At 62.5% G+C, this 16,433-nt stretch carries 16 protein-coding genes; 14 read left to right on the top strand and 2 right to left on the bottom strand.

Annotation, left to right across the window (positions count from 1 at the left end; translation table 11 throughout):
• Position 1: 1 nt before the first annotated feature.
• The 13 genes from MUN73_RS17805 to MUN73_RS17745 all read left to right on the top strand — a co-directional run bounded on the left by MUN73_RS17805 (position 2) and on the right by MUN73_RS17745 (position 11,880).
• Positions 2-820 carry an amidohydrolase family protein gene (locus MUN73_RS17805; RefSeq protein WP_250141856.1) on the top strand — a complete coding sequence of 273 codons (819 nt, stop codon included), beginning with the start codon at positions 2-4 and terminating at the stop codon, positions 818-820.
• A 9-nt stretch (positions 821-829) separates the two neighbouring features.
• Positions 830-1,054 carry a hypothetical protein gene (locus MUN73_RS17800; RefSeq protein WP_250141855.1) on the top strand — a complete coding sequence of 75 codons (225 nt, stop codon included), beginning with the start codon at positions 830-832 and terminating at the stop codon, positions 1,052-1,054.
• Positions 1,055-1,323: 269 nt separating this feature from the next.
• Entirely contained in the window at positions 1,324-2,040 is a 717-nt protein-coding gene (locus MUN73_RS17795) for a helix-turn-helix domain-containing protein (RefSeq protein WP_250141854.1), read from the top strand.
• Positions 2,041-2,187: 147 nt separating this feature from the next.
• A complete protein-coding gene (locus MUN73_RS17790; protein WP_250141853.1) occupies positions 2,188-2,631 on the top strand; it encodes a universal stress protein in 444 nt (147 codons plus the stop codon).
• A 441-nt stretch (positions 2,632-3,072) separates the two neighbouring features.
• On the top strand, positions 3,073-3,930 hold the full coding sequence (locus MUN73_RS17785; RefSeq protein ID WP_250141852.1) for a glycine betaine ABC transporter substrate-binding protein: 858 nt from the start codon (positions 3,073-3,075) through the stop codon (positions 3,928-3,930).
• Between the two features lie 28 nt (positions 3,931-3,958).
• Positions 3,959-4,672: an ABC transporter permease gene (locus tag MUN73_RS17780; RefSeq protein ID WP_265339303.1), complete on the top strand. Its 714-nt coding sequence runs from the start codon at positions 3,959-3,961 to the stop codon at positions 4,670-4,672.
• Positions 4,673-4,680: 8 nt separating this feature from the next.
• Complete coding sequence (locus MUN73_RS17775; RefSeq protein ID WP_250141850.1) at positions 4,681-5,697, top strand: ABC transporter ATP-binding protein; 1,017 nt, start codon at positions 4,681-4,683, stop codon at positions 5,695-5,697.
• A 1-nt stretch (position 5,698) separates the two neighbouring features.
• Positions 5,699-6,367 (top strand): ABC transporter permease, encoded by a 669-nt coding sequence (locus MUN73_RS17770; RefSeq protein ID WP_250141849.1) that lies wholly within the window; start codon positions 5,699-5,701, stop codon positions 6,365-6,367.
• 175 nt (positions 6,368-6,542) lie between these two features.
• Positions 6,543-7,991, top strand: a complete 1,449-nt coding sequence (locus MUN73_RS17765) for an aldehyde dehydrogenase family protein (protein ID WP_250141848.1) — start codon at positions 6,543-6,545, stop codon at positions 7,989-7,991.
• Positions 7,992-8,068: 77 nt separating this feature from the next.
• Entirely contained in the window at positions 8,069-8,491 is a 423-nt protein-coding gene (locus MUN73_RS17760) for a nuclear transport factor 2 family protein (protein WP_265339282.1), read from the top strand.
• The gene (locus tag MUN73_RS17755) at positions 8,488-9,624 is read left to right on the top strand and encodes a zinc-binding dehydrogenase (RefSeq protein ID WP_250141846.1); all 1,137 of its coding nucleotides are present in this window, start codon (positions 8,488-8,490) and stop codon (positions 9,622-9,624) included. Before MUN73_RS17760 ends, MUN73_RS17755 begins: the two co-directional genes overlap by 4 nt.
• Positions 9,625-9,672: 48 nt before the next feature.
• Positions 9,673-10,371 (top strand): helix-turn-helix domain-containing protein, encoded by a 699-nt coding sequence (locus MUN73_RS17750; protein ID WP_250141845.1) that lies wholly within the window; start codon positions 9,673-9,675, stop codon positions 10,369-10,371.
• 372 nt (positions 10,372-10,743) lie between these two features.
• On the top strand, positions 10,744-11,880 hold the full coding sequence (locus MUN73_RS17745; RefSeq protein ID WP_250141844.1) for a zinc-binding dehydrogenase: 1,137 nt from the start codon (positions 10,744-10,746) through the stop codon (positions 11,878-11,880).
• Positions 11,881-12,406: 526 nt separating this feature from the next.
• Here MUN73_RS17745 and MUN73_RS17740 read toward each other — a convergent pair.
• Positions 12,407-13,336 (bottom strand): DMT family transporter, encoded by a 930-nt coding sequence (locus MUN73_RS17740; protein WP_250141843.1) that lies wholly within the window; start codon positions 13,334-13,336, stop codon positions 12,407-12,409.
• A 496-nt stretch (positions 13,337-13,832) separates the two neighbouring features.
• Complete coding sequence (locus tag MUN73_RS17735) at positions 13,833-14,624, bottom strand: IclR family transcriptional regulator (protein ID WP_250141842.1); 792 nt, start codon at positions 14,622-14,624, stop codon at positions 13,833-13,835.
• A 445-nt stretch (positions 14,625-15,069) separates the two neighbouring features.
• On the opposite strand from MUN73_RS17735, the gene MUN73_RS17730 reads away from it, so the two are divergent.
• Complete coding sequence (locus tag MUN73_RS17730; RefSeq protein WP_250141841.1) at positions 15,070-16,377, top strand: SAF domain-containing protein; 1,308 nt, start codon at positions 15,070-15,072, stop codon at positions 16,375-16,377.
• Positions 16,378-16,433: the final 56 nt, after the last annotated feature.

Below are 16,433 nucleotides of genomic sequence, written 5' to 3'. Positions count from 1 at the left end.
TATGCCAGACTATCCCATCGTCAACGCACACCACCATATCGGCCACCCCGACGACGACCAGGACAGCGTTTTCCAGTGGAGCGAGAGCGTCGCCCAAATCATCGACACGATGGACGAAAATCGGGTCGACGCGAGCATGTTGATGCCCCTCGGCGGCGAGAATGACCGGAGCGTCACCGAAGTACACGACAGCATTTACGAGGCGAGCGAGGCCTATCCTGGCCGGATCTTCGGTATCACCGCACCCAATGCCCACCTCGGGCGCGAGTTCGTCCACGAGGAGATTACCCGGTGTGTGGAGGAACTGGACTTCAAGTACGCCAAGCTCCACACGCTGGCCTGGGGCGTCGACCCCACCTCCGACGTAGCCTACGACTTTTACGACGCCTGCGTCGAGAACGATATCCCCGTCATGATCCACACCGGTCCCCACGGGATGCCCTTCTCCGTGCCCGGGATGCTCATCCCGGTCGCCGAGGACTACCCAGAACTCGACATCGTGATGGCCCATATGGGCGGCGCCTATACGCTCACTCAGGAGGCAATCATCCTGGCGAAACGCTATGAGAACTTGTATTTGGACACGACCTTGGCGCTGAACATGTACGTCCGGCGGGCGATGGAAGAGGTTGGCGCCGACCGCCTGCTGATGGCCGCCGAGCACTCCTCTAACATCCCGGTCGCCCTGACGAAGATCGACTGCATCGGGGCCAGCGAGGATCAGAAGCGCCAGATCCTCGGCGGGAACGCTATCGACCTGTACGACCTCGACGTGGCCGTCCAGGACTGGGAAGAGAAAGAGATTTCAGCGGCCGACTGAGAGCAAGCCGTGAGCACCGCCCGCGCTGTTGCGTTCGCGACGGACGCCACGCTGGCCGACGCGCCACCAGCAGTCGGGCGGCACGTCCGGCGGCGCGTCCTCGACACGCTCGCGGCGATAGTCGCGGGATTCCGCACGCCTAGTATCGACGTCACTATGGCGTACGCCCGCGATAGACCCGACCGCGAGGGAGGCGACACTCTTCGACGGGACGGGAACGCGCCTCTCACTTGAAGATACGGTGCTGGCCAACGCCACCGTGGCCAATACACTGGATATCGACGACAGCCACCGGTAGGTCAAGAGCCACCCGGCGGCGGTCGTCTTCCCGCCGCACTGGCGCCGGCAGAGGAAACTGGCCCTACCCTACCATCGGCGAGTTCCTCGACACCGTCCTCGCTAGATGTGAACTCGGCGTTCGCGCGGGGTTGGCGGGTCCCGTTCACTGGGATCCACCGGAATGAGGTGGTGTTTTATGTACCCCACTGCCCGAGTAAGGGGTGATGCTAACGGCCAAGGTGTGCGTCCGGTACGAGAACGACTGGACGGCCCAACTCCAGCGGTACGACGTGTTCGCGGAGTTCCTCGCATCCACGTTTCGCAACCGGCGCTACATCGGCCTCGTCGCGCTTGAGGCGGACGACCTCGACGCGGCACTCGAAGTCATCGAGGGACACGACGACGTCAGCGAGGTGCAGGTCATCGAGCGGTTCGACGCGGACAGTGCTGGTCGAACCGCCAGCACGATCTTCGTCCGCGGGCAGCTATCGCAGTTCACGCCACTCCAGACGCTGATGTACGAGGGCTTTCTCCCGCTCGGATCGACCAAACTCGAAAACGGCAGGGAGTGTTTCGACCTTTTGCTGGAGGGCCGCGAGGAACTGGCGGACGCGACCGACCTGCTCAGGGAATTTGGCGCCGTCTCTGTTGAACGCGTAACCAGGGAGTTCCGCCGAGAGGTCACTCCTAGTGCGGCCGAGTGGCAGGAGGTGCTGGGGACCATCCCGGAACGCCAGCGCGAGATTCTCCGCTTGGCCGTCAAGCGGGGATACTTCAAGATCCCCCGTGAGATCACGCTGGCCGAACTGGCCGAGGAGATGGGTATCACCAAAACGACCGCGTCGAACCACATGCGAAAGGTCCAGCAAAGCATCATCGAGTTCCTCGCACCGTATATCGCCCTGGCAGCCGAGGGCGACAGTGATCTGTCATCGTTGTAGACGTGATCGCCGCACCGTCGACACAAACCTCTTCGTTCCCTCTCTGGTGTATATGCGTGTGCCGCGAACGGCAGAACGCGGCCGCTACATAAAGGCCACACATGTTCGACAGGCAACATACGGTCACGAGCGGTAACTATGCGAGTAATGGATACCATTCTCGTTCCGGTTCCCGGCCACGACAAGTGGTCCAAAGAGACCGCAGAGGTACTGGCCGACATCGAAACTGATCCGGAGGTTTTCCTCCTCTATACGTTCACCGACGAAGACGTGTCGACCACTTCCGATAACTTGGGCCAGTCACCGGAGTCTGTCGACCTCGACGAACTGGCGTCGCGGAAGTCGGCTGTCCGGATGGCTTCACGCGCGCTCGAGACTGCCGGAATCGAGACCAACGTCGTCGGTGCCAGCGGGGACGAGGACCGAGGCGACGCAATTCTGTCGACCATCGATGACGTCGACGCCGACAGGGCGTACATATTCAGCCGAAAGCGCAGTCCGGTCGGCAAGGCAGTCTTCGGGAGCGCGATACAGGACGTACTGTTCGAGAGTCCCGTCCCGATCGTCGTGGTACCGCTGGCAGCCGTGTGAAATGGACAACAGGATAGGGATCTAACTCCCGAGACTTGCCCACTGGCTCGGGGAGACGCAAAACCAACATCGTGCAACTTGTCGCCGGTCGTCCGAAGCAGAACGGCGCTGGGAGAGTGCCGTCCGAAAGACTCAAGACCCAGAAACGACGGCCTCGATGGAGCTACGCAACTCCCTGAGGAAGTTCGATCTTGACCGTCGAACGTCCCGGGACGAAGTGGAATGTCTGCCACCCGAAACTGTTAGTTGCAGACATTAAAACGCCGGAAATCGAGTGAGGTCTTAAAAAACGCTACAAGTGTTCGAGGCAAATTATATCCCATTATGAGAGAGTATTTGACCAGCATGGCAAACCAAGGCACACGTCGAAAGTTCCTCAGGCATGGTAGCGCAGTGGCGACAGCGATCGGTCTCAGTAGTCTGGCCGGGTGTAGCTCGCTTTTGAGTTCGGGCGGCGAGGGCGGTGTCACCGTCGGCTCGAAGCAGTTCGCCGAACAGGAGATTCTCGGCTACCTCGGCTATCACGGGCTCGCAGAGAACACCGACCTCGACGTGGTCGACGAGGTGTCACTCGGCGGGTCCAACACGAACTTCGAGGCACTCAAGAACGACAACATCGACTTCTACTGGGAGTACACCGGGACGGCGTGGGCGACGTTGCCGCCACAACAGGATGAGGTGATCTCCGACTCGGACGAACTCCATCAGCGCCTGAACGAAGAGTTCTCCGAGGAACACGATCTCGAGTTCCTCGATTACGCGACGTTCAACAACGCGTACGTCCTCATGACGACGGCCGAATGGCAGGACGAGACCGGCGTCGAGTCGATGTCGGACCTCGCCGAGTACGTCAACGACGGCAACACTGACATGACGATCGTCATGGACGCCGAGTTCGAGGATCGCGATGACGGCTGGCCGGGGCTGATCGAGCACTACGGCTTCGCGGACGCCGCGAGCGACCTCGACACGAGGGCGATGGAGGCCGGCCTCGTCTACCAGGCCGTCAACGAGGGCGAGTCGGAGGTTGGCATGGGCTTCAACACGAACCCCAACATCGTTCGGTTCGACCTGCAGGTGCTCGAAGACGACGAGGGCTTCTTCCCGGTCTACAACCCGGCACCGCTCGTCCGGCAGGATACGCTGGAGGAGTTCGACGAGATGGTCGACCCGCTCGAGTCGATCGCAAACTCGCTGGACACGGAGACGATCCGGCAACTCAACCAGCGGGTCTCGATCGACAACGAGAACGCCGAGGACGTCGCACTGGAGTACCTCCAGAATAACGACCTCGCCTGATATGAGCCCCACCGACGCAGTCCTCGCGATGAATGCGGTGGTACTGGTAGTGGATACAGTCGCCGACCTCGTGACGTACCTCGTCAACAACTCCGACGCGCTGGTGAAGCTGACTATCGAGCACATCGATATCATCGCACTCTCCATCGGGATCGCCGTCCCGATCGGCGTCATCACCGGGGCAGCGATCACCGCGAACGATCGCCTGGCGACGATCGTCATCTGGCTGGCCGGCATCATGATGACGATCCCGAGCATCGCGCTGTTCGGTCTGCTGATTCCGATTTTCGGCATCGGCGACCCGCCGGTCGTGGTCGCGCTGGTGATGTACTCCCAGCTCCCCATCATCCGCAATACGTACGTGGGGTTACAGCAGGTCGACCCTGCAGCCATCGAGGCCGGACGGGGACTCGGGATGTCGCGTCTGCAGCGCCTCCGGCACGTCCAGTTCCCCATCGCGCTCCCGGTCATCATGGCGGGTGTTCGCAACGCGGTGGTCATCCTCATCGGCATTGCGGCCATTGGAGCGTACATCGGCGCCGGCGGCCTGGGTCGGCCGATCTTCGACGGTATCAGAGACGCCTACACGTCCCAGATCGTGGTCGCCACGATCGTCCTGTCGGCCTTGGCGCTCCTGGTCGATTACGTGCTGGGCGTCGTCGAGCAGTTCCTGCGGCTGCGGAACGGCGAGGACATCGACCGAACGCTTCCGACCCGCCTCGTACAGGGGGTCCTAGAATGACGAGACCAATGATAGAATTCGACGACGTTACCAAGGTGTATCCAGACGGCACAGTCGCCATCGAGAACGTGAGCTTCGAGGTCGAAGAGGGCACGACGACGGTGCTCGTCGGTCCGTCAGGCTGTGGCAAGACGACGACGATGAAGTTGGTGAACCGACTCGAAGACCCGACGGAGGGAACCGTCTACTTCGACGGCAGTGACGTTCAGCAGCAGGATAAGATCGAGCTCCGGCGGAGCATCGGGTACGTCATCCAGGAGATCGGGCTGTTCGACCACATGACCGTCGGTGAGAACGTCGCGACGGTCCCCAAGTTGCTCGACTGGGATCGCGAGCGGATCGACGACCGCGTCGACGAACTACTCGAACTCATGGACCTCCCGCCGGAGAGCTACCGTGACCAGTACCCGCCGGAGTTGTCGGGCGGCCAGCGCCAGCGCGTCGGCGTCGCTCGCGCCCTGGCAGCCGATCCGGACGTCCTCCTCATGGACGAACCCTTCGGTGCACTGGACCCGATCACCCGCGAGAATCTTCAGGACGAGTTCCTCGAGATTCAAAAACAGATCAACACGACGATCCTCTTCGTCACCCATAGCGTCGAAGAGGCACTGAAGATGGGCGACCGGATCGCCGTCTTCGACGTCGGGGAACTCGTTCGGTACGACGAGCCCCGAAACATCCTCGAGGACCCTGGAAGCGAGTTCGTCGCCGACTTCATCGGCTCCGACAGGATGCTGAAACTCTTGCAGGTAACGCACGTCGAGGAAATATACCAGACCGAAGTGGCGTCAGCCCACGAAGACATCGTCGATGTCGTAGAGAACGGCAGCGACGGCGAGGTAGCTCCGGACGTCGTCCCCGTGCGCCCCGAGGAAAGTGCCCAGGTAGCGTTCTCCCGGATCATGCAGGCAGAGACGGAGGCGATTCCGGTCGTCGACGACGGTGAGGTGGTCGGGGTCGTGACCGAGGAGCGCATCCGAGAGGAGACTGCCGGCCCGAAGCTGACCGACACAGAGGTGGCCTGACGTGAGTACGGTCGATACCCTTGTCGGCGGCTGGCAGTTCCTCATGGAGAACTTCGACCAGTTTCTCATTCTCCTGCGCGAGCACCTGACGATGGTCCTCCTTGCCGAGGTGCTGGCGCTGGCCGTAGCACTGCCGCTCGGCGTCTTCGCCATCCGGGACGAGCGGGCAAAACGGGTCATCCTCAGCTTCGGGAACGTCGCCCAGACGATTCCGACACTGGCGATCATCGCGCTCGCGTTCCCCATCCTGGGACTCGGCTTCAAACCCTCGGTCCTCGCCCTGTTCGCGTACGCCCTGCTGCCGATCCTGATCAACACGATCGCCGGACTGGACGAGGTCGACGAGGACACCATCGAGGCTGCCAAGGGCATGGGGATGACCAAGATGGAAATCCTCCGGAAGATCCGGTTCCCCCTGGCCATTCCTGTGATCTTCGCCGGCATCCGTACGAGCGCCGTCATCAACGTCGGGACCGCCTACCTCGCGTTCTTCATCGGCGGTGGCGGCCTGGGCGTGTGGGTCATAGGGGGCATCAACCTCTTCAACATGGAGCAGATGGTCGCCGGGGCGATTCCCGGCGCCTTGCTCGCCATCGGGCTAGACACGCTGTTCGCAATGATCGAGCGTCGACTCGGGGGACAGGTCTCGATCGACAGCGTCCCCGCCTGACGGTCCTCCTTCGACCGAGTGGCTCCGCTCCTGTGGCGTGAGAGACCGCAAGCGATGCTGCCCGGATTCGATGCCGGATGGCGGCCCTAGCGAGGACACTCGAACGACCAGATACAAAGACCTTGGACATGTTCAACAGAACTGCAATGCCGAGTGGAGACACAACTGACTCTCGATGACGATCCAGTCAGGCACGAGTACGTACGACCTGGTTATCGACGGCGACCCCGTTCAGGCAGCCGCTGAGGAGCGGTTCGACACGGTCAACCCAGCGACCGAATCGGTCATCGCCTCGGTCTCGCGGGCGCGGGAGGAAGACGTCGACAGCGCCGTCGCAGCAGCGCGAGACGCCCTCCCAGACTGGCGATCGATGCCGCCCCAGGATCGGGGCCGCCTGCTCGCTGCGCTGGCAGAGAAAATCCGCGCCCAGCAGGAGAGCCTGACCCTACTCGAGACACGAGATAACGGCAAGCCGCTGTCCCACGCCCGGGCCGACGTCGAGACGTGTGCACGATACTTTGAGTACTACGCCGGCGTGGCCGACAAGCTCCACGGCGATTCGATCCCGCTTACCGACGAGTACGTCGACTACACGGTACGAGAACCGCTAGGCGTCACCGCCCAGATTATCCCCTGGAACCTGCCGACCAATATCTTCGGCCGGAGCGTCGCGCCGGCGCTGGCGACCGGAAACGTCGCCGTCGTGAAACCCGCCGAGCAGACGCCGCTGACCGCCGTCGAGATTGCCCGCCTCGCTTCTGAGGTCGGAATCCCCGACGGCGTGCTCAACGTCGTCCCCGGCTTCGGCACTGAGGCCGGCGCGGCCCTCTCTGGGCATCCCGACGTCGACGGCGTGAGCTTCACCGGCTCGGTTCCCACCGGCATCGAGGTGGGCAAGACCGCCGTCGAGAACGTCACGAACGTCCACCTCGAACTCGGCGGGAAGAGTCCGAACGTCGTCTACCCCGACGCCGATCTCGACACGGCCGTCGACAGTACGATGACCGGAATCTTCGCCAACGCCGGCCAGGTCTGCTCGGCTGGATCCCGGCTTCTCGTCCACGAGGACGTCAAAGACAAGTTCCTGAACGAACTGGTCGACCGTATCGAGGAGATGTCTATCGACTCGGGCGAACTTGACCCCGACATGGGGCCGCTCGTCTCTGAGGAGCATTTCGAGAAGGTGACGCGCTACCTTGAGGTGGGCCGCACCGAGGCCGGCGACCCGCTGGTCGGCGGCGAGGCCCTCGAACGCGACGGCTACTTCGTAGAGCCGACAGTCTTCGACGGCGTCGACAACGACATGCGGATCGCCCAGGAGGAGATCTTCGGGCCGGTCCTCTCGGTCATCGAGTTCGCCACCGAAGAAGAGGCCATCGAGATCGCCAACGACGTCGACTACGGGCTGGTCGCGGGGATCCACACCAGCGATATCGGCCGTGCACATCGGTTCGCCCGGGACGTCCATGCCGGCCAGGTGTACATCAACGAGTGGTTCGCTGGCGGCGAGGAGACGCCGTTCGGCGGCTACAAGCAGAGCGGCTTCGGCCGCGAGAAGGGGCTGGCTGCTGTCGACGCCTACACCCAGGTCAAAAACGTCTGTGCGAACATCGCGCCAGAATAGGTCACCGCCCCTGATTAAAAACGCCGAACTATGTTTGCCTAAAACAGTATCCGGCGTCCGCGGCAACGTACTTGCGGATGAGCGTCGAAGTCGCACAACGATATTTCGAGCTGATGGACAGTTCCGACGCTGGAACAGACGACGTCATCGAGCTGTACGCCGAGGACCCGGTCGTCCACTCCTCGCGGGCCGGGGTCGTTCGTGGCCGGGAAGAGATCCGGCAGTTCTACGAGGACAACGCCGAGTTCTTCACCGGCGGCGCACACCACATGGAGGCCTTCCACCAGGACGGAAACGTCGTGGTTTGCGAGGGCTACCTCGACGGCGAGACGGCTGTCGGCCGGTCGGCAGACGGCGTCCCCCTCTGTGACGTGATGGAGTTCAACGACGACGACGAGATCGTCGCCTTCCGTGCCTACCTCGACTACCGGGGCTACGTCGACGAAGTGCCGGAGGACGTTCCGAACGTCCGGGCCGAGGCCACCAGCGAGGACGCATGACCAGTTCTGGCGACGTAACCGGCGAGACGGACGAGGCCGCGGAGACGGGCGAACTCGTCTACATCAACGGTCCGAAGGACCTCGAGTTCCGGGAGTACGAGGTACCCGAACCGGAGCCAGGCGCCGTCGTTACCGAGGTCGTTCGCGCCAACGTTTGCGGGTCGGAGCTCCACGTTTGGAAGGGCGACCACCCCCTCCAGGACTGTGTCCTCGGTCACGAGGCACTCGTTCGCGTAGCCGAACTCGGCGAGGGCGTCGAGACCGACAGCGCCGGCAACCCGATCGAGGAGGGTGACCTGGTCGCACCGGTCTACTTCCAGACCTGCCAGGCCTGCGAGTTCTGTCGCCGCGGCGAGTTCTACCGCTGCGAGAACGACTACGAACACACCGGGAAGTCCCCGGAGATCTGGCCGCACTTCCACGCCCCCTGGGCCACCCACTACTACATCTACCCGGACAACCACTTCTACAAGATTCCCGATGAACTCGAGTCGCACCTGAACGTCGCGGCGGCGGCCAACTGCGCGCTGTCACAGGTGAAGTTCGGTCTCGACCAGGTCGGTCTCGAGTTCGGCGAGACGGTGGTCATCCAGGGTGCCGGTGGCCTCGGGCTGAACGCGACCGTGGTCGCCAACGAGTACGGCGCAGAGACCATCGTCGTCGACGGCGTTGACGGGCGCCTCGAGCAGGCCAGGGCGTTTGGTGCCGACCACGTCATCGACTTCCGGGAGGACGAAACCGTGGAGGCGCGGGTCAAACGGGTCGAGGAGATCACCGACGGACTCGGGGCCGACGTCGGCGTCGAGGTTGCGGGCGTCCCGGAGGCGTTCACCGAAGGGATCGAACTGCTCCGGACCGGCGGGCGCTACCTCGAGATGGGGAACGTCCGGCCGGGCCACGAGGTGGACTTCGACCCCGGCAAGCTCACCAGGAAGTCCATCGACGTCACGACGGCCGTCGAGTACGACCCCTGGACGCTCTACGAGTCGCTTCAGTTGCTTGCGGAGACGGTCGACAGCTATCCGTACGACGACCTGATCGATACCGAGTATCCGCTGTCGGACGTGGAGGCTGCACTGGAACACTCCGAGAACCGTGACGTCATTCGGGCGACGCTGATCCCATCACAGTAATCCGCCCGGACACGGCCACTTATTATCGCCGGGGTGCTCTACAGACCAATGCTCACAGCCAAACTAAGCGTCCGATACGAGGGAGACTGGACGGCAGAGCTCGACCGGTACGACGTCACCGGTCAGTTCTTGGCCTCCACGTATCGCGACCGGCGGTATTTCGGGCTGTTCGCCCTTGAGGCCGCCGAGAACGAGTGCGAAGCCGTTATTGACGTCATTCGAGAACACGAGACGACGGACACAATCGACGTGATCGAGCGATACCAGGTCGAGGGGGCGGATCGGGTAACCGCGACGGTCATCATCAAAGGGCAGTACTTCGAGTTCACTCCACTCCAGGTGCTTCTCCACGAGGGGTTCATCCCGCTGGCGAACTTCGGCGAGGTCCGGGACGGTCGAGAGACCTTCGACCTCCTGCTATCGAAGCGTGAAGACCTCGCGGAGGCCGTCGACCTGCTCGAGCGGTTCGGCCCGGTGACGATCGAATACGTCTCGAGGGACTTTCAGCGCCGCATCACGCCCAGCGTCACCGAGTGGGCAGAGCTGTTCGAGACCGTCACGCCGCGCCGCCGGCGCGTCCTCAACGAGGCCCTCGAGGCCGGCTACTTCGACGTGCCCCGCGGCTGTACGCTCGAGGAGATCGCGGACGACCTGGGGATCGCCAAGACGACCGCCTCCCAACACTTGCGGAAGGCGGAGAAGGACCTGATGCAGTTCTTCATCAAGTACGTAAACCTGTCCGCGTGAGGTGGACGCGTGGTCGGACACGTACCGTTCGACGTGGTAGCTCGCAGCTAACCTGCTCCAGACGGGCCTGGTCGTCAATACTTATAAGAACCACCATGTGTGGCAGAACCTTCGTGCCGCTGACCCTCGCCAGATGAGCTGTGAATACCGAGACAGCACCAATCCCAGAACCGACGAACAGAGCGATATCAGAGGACTCGCGCTGCCGAACTTCGGGGAAAGATCGATTGGCAAGCGCACGACTGGAACCGCGTCCGCAGCGGCCCCACCTTCCTCACCTGGCCGCTCGTTCTAGAGGGCCGTCCGCCGACCGTCAGAACGAGAGAGGCCCGGCTGACACATCGAGGGCGAAACCGGCCGGGAGGGGCGTCTATGGACGGTGACCCGAACCCGGAAAGCCAGACGTCCAGGCCGACCGGTGAGGTCGTTTACTTTTACGAACCAGGGGAACTTGCGATGCGCGAACATCCTGTGCCGGAGCCTGAGCCCGGCGCCGTAGTCACTGAAGTGGTGCGTACCAACGTATGTGGCTCGGACGTACATATCTCCGAGGGACGACTCGGCGACCCCTTCGTGAACATGGTCTTAGGTCATGAGGCGGTCTGTCGCGTCACTGAGCTCGGGCCAGGCGTCGAGACGGATTACGCCGGCAACGAGATCTCACCGGGCGACCTTGTCGCCCCGGTGTACTATCTCACTTGCCAACACTGCAGCGCCTGCGCCCGGGGAGAGTTCCACAACTGCCAGGAGTCGTACTCGTACAAGACCAAGTCCCTTGAGGAGTTCCCACACTTCCACGGGACGTACGGCACGCACTACTACGTCCACCCGAACCAGCACTTTTACAAGGTTCCCGACGCGCTTACGGAGGTTCCGAGTGTGGCCGCGGCGGCCAACTGTGCGCTGTCGCAGGTTATGTTCGGACTCGACCAGGTGGACCTGGAGTACGACGAGACGGTGGTGATCCAGGGCGCCGGCGGGCTCGGACTCAACGCAACCGCGTACGCGAACGAGCGAGGGGCAGAAGTTATCGTAGTCGAGGGCGCACAGAACCGTCTTGACCTGGCCAGGCGGTTCGGTGCAGACCACGTCGTAGACATGAACGAATACAGTAGTATCGACGAACGTATTGAGAGAGTGATGGAACTCACCGACGGAGAAGGGGCGGACGTCGCAGCGGAGCTCGCGGGCGTGCCGGAGGCGTTCACCGAGGGCATCGAGCTCCTGCGAACGGGCGGGCGGTACCTGGAGGTCGGCAACATCAATCCCGGATCCGTCGTCGACTTCGACCCGGGGCAACTCACTCGCGAGTCCATCACGGTCGAGGCGATGGTGCAGTACGACCCCTGGTACCTGCGCAAGGCACTCGGCTTCCTCGCGGACACCATCGATGTGTATCCCTACGGGGACCTCCTGGACGAGACGTACGGCCTCGCGGAGTTCGAGGCGGCTCTCGAGGCGTCTGCGGGCAAAGGCGTCGGCCGCGCCTCGCTGGATCCGCAGTCGTAGCCGGGCAGACGAGGTGCTGGTCGCATCCACATCTCCGGTGCCAGCAATCGAGTCCGATCGTAGTCGACCCAAGAAGAGTTCGAGACGTGAGACACGACGCTTACGTTTCCTCCACGCGCCTCACGCACGATTTCGGAGGAGATTGTTGCGACAGTATCCACCTCCCCGGCAGCCTCGGCCGGCGTCCATCCTACCTGTGGTACCGTCAGTGACCACCGTGACGACCCGACGGTTCGAGGCGACGCCCACTCACCCGGGATCGGTCGAAGATATCATCCCCATATATAATTTACAATTATGTATAATATATCTTATTTGTGGACGTGAGACGGGCGTCCGCGACGTCTCGGATCGGCGCCCCTGTTCGAAGAGGGAGCAGGTTATAGACGGACGGTGCCCCGGTGTCGACGGCGGCCTGTCTGTGACCGCAGAAGAAGCGGCGGCCCTAGTGTCGAACGCGGTGAGTGAACGCCATCGTGCAGAACAACCACGGCACGGTAGCTGGTCGACCGGCCGCCTAAGAGGCTCAACTGCGGCCGAGCGACTGCCAGGAAAGCTTCCGGGCTTCGGCCCGCAGTTCGTCGTTTTTCACCAGAGCGAAGCCGGCGAAGATGGTGAGAAAGCCCAAGACACTCAGCGGCGATAGCGTCTCGGCCAGCAACAGCCAGCCCAGGACCGCGGTGAAGATGGGGGCTGCGTAGGACACCAGGTTGATCTCGACGGCGCCCAGTGCGTGAAGTAGGTGGAAGTAGATGATCGCGCTGAGCCCGCTTCCGACGACGGCCAGGTAGACGATCGCGAATAGTGCCTCACCAGTTAGGTCCACGGCCGACAGTGATTCGCTGGGCAGTCCGAGGCTCACGACGTGTAGCAAGCCGGCACCCAAGAGGTTCGACCAGCCGACGAACCCGGCGGTGGACAGGTCACCGCTGGCGCGCTGGACGAGAACGCTCCCGAACGCCAGACAGGCGGTCGAGAGGATCACGAGTCCGGCACCGACCGTCTCTGCTCCCAGGGGGCCCGAGAGGTCGGGATTTGCGACCAGACCCACGCCGACAAAACCGAGGAAGAGACCTACAACCCCGGTTTTCGAAAGGCGTTCCGCCGGAATCAGGACCCACGCGAACATCGCCGCGAGGATCGGGTTCGTCGCCGTGAGAATCGCCGCGATACTGCTGGTTACGTCCCCTTGACCGACGAAGAGGAACGCGTTGTACAGGCCGACGAAGAAGGTGGCACCGAGGCCGACGAGCCACCAGTCCGCTCGGGACCGCGGGCGCCACTGCTCCGAAACGGCCGCCGCGTACGCCAACGTCAGCACGGCGGCGAGATCGTGCCGGAGCGCTGCGAACAGCACCGGAGGCACGTACGGTAATCCAATCTTGATGAAGACGAACAGGGAACCCCATATGAACGCGAGAGCGACGAACAGCGCGAAGTGTCTGTACGAACTCACGTGTGCCTTCCCGGTACTCCTCGGTGACTTGACGTCGTCGCGTGATGTTCGGCCATCTGTATACGAACAACTCGTTCTGTCAAACGTGGATTTGCCGGGCGACCTCCTGAATCTTGTGGTCGATCCATACTTCGTTTAATCGCCGGGCAGATGATCGTGGCGGTCTGAAATTCTCTCCTGCGAAATGCCGCTTGGTGTCGGCGGGGACAGTGGTAGCAAAAATGGATCCACGTACATGTCCAACCCAGGACCCGCCAGCAAAGCACGTCTACTGCGGGACGACCGCATTGACGCGAATTCTCGCCTGGACGGAAACTGATGGGTCCAGTTTGGGTGACCCGAACGATATGGTTGCACCTGTTTGGACTGGCAACGTCGATCGTTGGGTTCGGGCGTAATGCCCAGACCAGGTGAGCAGGAGCGGATTGGATTACAGCCATACGAATGTAATACACCGGGTCGCGTCGTAGGCGAACGCCCCCTTTGCAAGCGGTGCCTATCCATCGACGGCCGCGTCACCATTATACCGGATCCGGATAATATCAGCTGTCTGGGCGATTTTTCTCGGAAGTGTTTCGTGGAAGTATTCGCCTTCGATCCGACTGGCCGGACCAGATATCGCTACCGCACCGATGAGACCGTCGAGTCCCTGGACCGGTGCGGCTACGCCACGGATGCCAACTGCCGACTCCTCGTGGTCGCGGGCGACGCCTTCTTCGCGGACCTGTTCGAGTTCGGTTTCCAGTTCTGCCCGGTCGGTAATCGTGTTCGGCGTTACTTGTTCCATCTCGTGTGCGTCGAGAACGGACTCAGCTTTAGTGTCGTCCATGTGAGCAAGCAACACTTTACCACTGGCACTCGCATTAAGGGGCCATCGGCTCCCCATCGTGTACGCTCCACTCTCGACGGCGGCGTCCCCCGCCGATTTGTAGATGTAGTACCCGCGCCCGCGTTCTTCGACCATCAGCCAGACGAACTCGCCCGTATCGGCTGCCAGGTCGTCCGCAGGTTGGGTCCCGTGCACGAACAGCGGATACTCTTCCCTGATAGCCGTGCCGATTTCGTAGTACCGAAGCCCGGGCCGGTACCGGTTGTGCTCCTCGACGACAAATCCCCGTTCTTGGAGTGTACGGAGATGTGCGAGGACGTTGCTCGGTGATCGGTCCAGCTTATCGGCCAGTTCAGTGATCGTTCTGGGGGGGCCCTGTTCCAACGTCGTCACGATGTCCAGCGAGACGCTGACTGACTTGATCCGGTCGTGATTCCCACTCCGTGCATTGTCGGTCATACCCAAGCCTTAGACCGGAGGATAATGAGAATACCGCTCGTTCGGACGGTGGCACGGATGACCCTATCCCCTCTCTGTCGTCTTCTCCGTCGCGTACACACTGATGACCTTCGCACGTCTGCTGTCGACTGCGGATTCTGTCGGACCGGTTCTGTATGAGAGAATGCCGTAACGTCCGGAGAGATCGGGTATCAGCTCCCGGCCTGTGGTCGATCCCTTCACGTTAGTCGGTGCACCGGCCCGACGGTTGAAAGAGTGGTTACAGACCAGTACGCAGATTCGTCGTGTCGCAGGACCGTATCGTAGAGGCCCTGGTACTGGCGTTTACGGGATATTTGGTACATAAGGCAGCATCGCCGCCCTTGGCGATAAACGTGGAGCGTCGACCTTTGATACGCGTCCCGACATAACACTTAAATAACCTCTCGAAAATTGTGCGGTACAGATGGAAGTCAGAGCCCAGCTGATGGAGCGCGTAGCAGAGCCGATTACGGTGGCGCTGATTGGTCCAGGCGTGTACGGATCGCACCTCGCGTACCAGATCGAGGAGACACCTGGGGTCGTCCCGGCCGTCCTCGCAGACCTCGACTTGGAGAAAGCCACGGGGACCTTCCGAGAAGTCGGGGTTCCCGAGGCGGACGTGGACGTTGAGGAGACCCGAGACGGCATCCGGGACGCCTTGTCGGCCGACCGGCGCGTCGCAACAACAAACGGCGTCGCCGCTGCCGGTGCACCGGTCGACGTAGTTGTCGAAACGACCGGCGATCCAGAGGCGGGTGCCCGCCACGCTTGGGAAGCTATCGAGGCCGGCAACGACGTCGTCATGGTGAGCGTCGAGGTAGATGCGACGGTGGGACCACTGCTGGCCCGATTTGCGGCTCATCGGGGAGTGACCTACACTATGGCATACGGCGACGAACCCGCGCAGGTCGTGCGTCTCGCCGATTGGGCACGTCTCCAGGGGTTCGACGTCGTCGCCGCTGGCCAGGGTACGGAGCTGACCTTCGCGCCCCACGCAACCCACGAGGACGCCCTGAAGCGGTACGACCTGCCAGACTCGTTTATCGAGGAAAACGAGCCCGATGCCCGGATGTACAACACCTTCCTCGACGGCACGAAGGTCGCGGTCGAACTCGCTGCCGCGGCGAACGCGCTCGGCTTCCCGCCGGACACGGGCGGCATCCACATGCCGGAGACTGACCGTGATGGTTTGCTCGAGACGTTGCGACCCAAGGCCGACGGAGGCGTTCTAGACCGGACCGGGGTCATCGACGCTGTCACACCGTCCGGCGACAACCCCAGCGCGTTCGTGGTGACGGAGGCCCCCAACGAGGCCACGCAGATCTACCTCGACCAGCGCTACAACATCAACACCACGTCCGATGGTCGGTACCAGGTCTTCCACAGGCCGTTCCACCTGCCCCAAGAGACGCTGGTGTCCATTGCCAGGGCGGCACTCCAGGACCGGGCCACAGGCGTGGTCACCCAGCAGACCACGGAAGTGGTGGCGGCTGCGAAGCGCGACCTCGAACCCGGCGAGACGATCCACGGAGGCGGCGGCGACACTGTCTATGGACAGCTCGAGGACGCTTCGGTCGCCGCGGAGGCCGACCTGGTCCCGTTCGAACTCTTGAGCGGTGCTGAGGTGACTCGCCCCATCGCCACCGACCAGCCAGTGTCGACGGACGACGTTACCCTTGACACGGATTCGGTGCTGTACCAGCTCCGGCAGCTCCAGGACTCGCTACTCTGAGAGGGACTGCCGTTCGAACACGACGAGTGCGCCAGTGTCCCGGACCGTCTCTGGCG

Source organism: Halosolutus amylolyticus (assembly GCF_023566055.1).
Lineage (GTDB): Archaea > Halobacteriota > Halobacteria > Halobacteriales > Natrialbaceae > Halosolutus > Halosolutus amylolyticus.
The sequence above is the reverse complement of the archived record's forward strand: the minus strand, read 5'-3'. Positions and strand labels throughout refer to the sequence as shown.

Coding starts and splice junctions, on each gene's coding strand:
- MUN73_RS17805 (WP_250141856.1), top strand. CDS start 2: ATGCCAGACTATCCCATCGTCAACGCACACCACCATATCGGCCACCCC.
- MUN73_RS17795 (WP_250141854.1), top strand. CDS start 1,324: ATGCTAACGGCCAAGGTGTGCGTCCGGTACGAGAACGACTGGACGGCC.
- MUN73_RS17790 (WP_250141853.1), top strand. CDS start 2,188: ATGGATACCATTCTCGTTCCGGTTCCCGGCCACGACAAGTGGTCCAAA.
- MUN73_RS17780 (WP_265339303.1), top strand. CDS start 3,959: ATGAATGCGGTGGTACTGGTAGTGGATACAGTCGCCGACCTCGTGACG.
- MUN73_RS17775 (WP_250141850.1), top strand. CDS start 4,681: ATGATAGAATTCGACGACGTTACCAAGGTGTATCCAGACGGCACAGTC.
- MUN73_RS17765 (WP_250141848.1), top strand. CDS start 6,543: ATGACGATCCAGTCAGGCACGAGTACGTACGACCTGGTTATCGACGGC.
- MUN73_RS17760 (WP_265339282.1), top strand. CDS start 8,069: ATGAGCGTCGAAGTCGCACAACGATATTTCGAGCTGATGGACAGTTCC.
- MUN73_RS17755 (WP_250141846.1), top strand. CDS start 8,488: ATGACCAGTTCTGGCGACGTAACCGGCGAGACGGACGAGGCCGCGGAG.
- MUN73_RS17750 (WP_250141845.1), top strand. CDS start 9,673: ATGCTCACAGCCAAACTAAGCGTCCGATACGAGGGAGACTGGACGGCA.
- MUN73_RS17745 (WP_250141844.1), top strand. CDS start 10,744: ATGGACGGTGACCCGAACCCGGAAAGCCAGACGTCCAGGCCGACCGGT.
- MUN73_RS17735 (WP_250141842.1), bottom strand. CDS start 14,624: ATGACCGACAATGCACGGAGTGGGAATCACGACCGGATCAAGTCAGTC.
- MUN73_RS17730 (WP_250141841.1), top strand. CDS start 15,070: ATGGAAGTCAGAGCCCAGCTGATGGAGCGCGTAGCAGAGCCGATTACG.